The 1326-nt window shown below is 67.6% G+C and carries 1 protein-coding gene; it reads right to left on the bottom strand.

Annotated elements, in window-relative coordinates; all coding sequences use genetic code 11:
- Nucleotides 1-131: 131 nt before the first annotated feature.
- Nucleotides 132-1220 carry a tyrosine-type recombinase/integrase gene (locus tag AB0E94_RS53005; protein ID WP_256092951.1) on the bottom strand — a complete coding sequence of 363 codons (1089 nt, stop codon included), beginning with the start codon at nt 1218-1220 and terminating at the stop codon, nt 132-134.
- Nucleotides 1221-1326: the final 106 nt, after the last annotated feature.

The following is a 1326-nucleotide window of genomic DNA, read 5'->3' as shown; positions in this document are numbered from 1 at the left end:
CAGCCGGAACACCTGCTCCCGCGACAGCGTGACACCCCGCTCGGCCAGCAGCGGCACCAGGTCCGTGGTGGCGAACATGTCCCTGGCGGCCATCAACTGCCGCAGGTGCCACCGGTACCCCATCTTCTTGATCACTGCGCGTCCCACATCTCTCCGAGCCGGTCTTGCATGACGCGTCGCAGCAGCTGGTTGCGGTAGTCGTTGGATACCCCGGTGTAGATGGCGGTGGTGCTGGCGAACTTGTGCCCCACCTGGTCCTGCACGAACTTGACCGGATAGTCGAACTCGATCAAATGCGTGACGTAGGAATGACGCAGGCAATGCGGATCCAGCGCCGGATCCAGCCCGGCGGTCTCCCGCGCCGCGACGAACGCGTCGTTGACCGACCGCGTCGACACTCGCCCCCGGCGCTCGCTCACCCACAGCGCCGGATGCTTGCCCGGCCCCAGCGCCGGACGCACCTCGTGCAACCAGTGCTCCACCACCGGCACCACCCAATCCATCTCCGGCACCAACAGCACCGTGCGCCGCCGTGGCGGCCCGCCCCGCGACGCCTTGCCGTAGCGCACCATCACCATCCCGCACCGACCGAACTGCGGCGCCTTCGGATTCGACCGCACATCGACCAGGTCGAGCATCGCCACCTCCCGCCGACGCAGCCCGAAGGCGTACGTCAGCTTCAGCATCGCCGCGTCCCGCGACGCGGCCAGCGCACCCTTGACACCCCGCGACCTGATCTCAGCGACCCGGCCGTCGGCCGCGTCGAACAACGCCTGCAACTCGTCGTAGGTCAACGGCCGCCGTCCCGGCTCACCCTCGTAATCCTCGATGTGAACGACGGAGTTGTCCTGGTGAAACACCTGCTGCGGTGCCACGCCGAACCGCTCGACGCACAACGAGGCCCAGCCGTACCGGGCATCCAGCAGGTACTCGCAGAACATCCGCAGGTCCACCTCGTAGCCGCGGGCCGTCGACAACGCCAATGGCCTGTCGCCACCACGCAGGTGGGAGATGAACGCCTCCCCCTCGGCCGGCGTCCACTGCCACGGATACAGCCCCGAGAACTCCGCCAGCCGCCGCGCCAACCGCAGCCGCTGCGTGACCGTCGCCTCGGCCAGGAAACGGCTGCGCTGCTGAGCCGCCCAACCCCGCAGCATCTCCTCGAACACCACTGGCGCCGGATCCAGATGCACAACGTTGGGCGCCAGCACGAGGCTCACCGAGCCAGGGTCATCACGCCGCACCCCGACGTTGTATCAGATGCATCAATCTTGCAGCTACTCAAGACGTCCTGGACACGCCGAGACTCGTAACGTCGCAACGCCC

Source organism: Actinoplanes sp. NPDC026670 (assembly GCF_040638175.1).
Classification (GTDB): domain Bacteria; phylum Actinomycetota; class Actinomycetes; order Mycobacteriales; family Micromonosporaceae; genus Actinoplanes.
The sequence above is the reverse complement of the archived record's forward strand: the minus strand, read 5'-3'. Positions and strand labels throughout refer to the sequence as shown.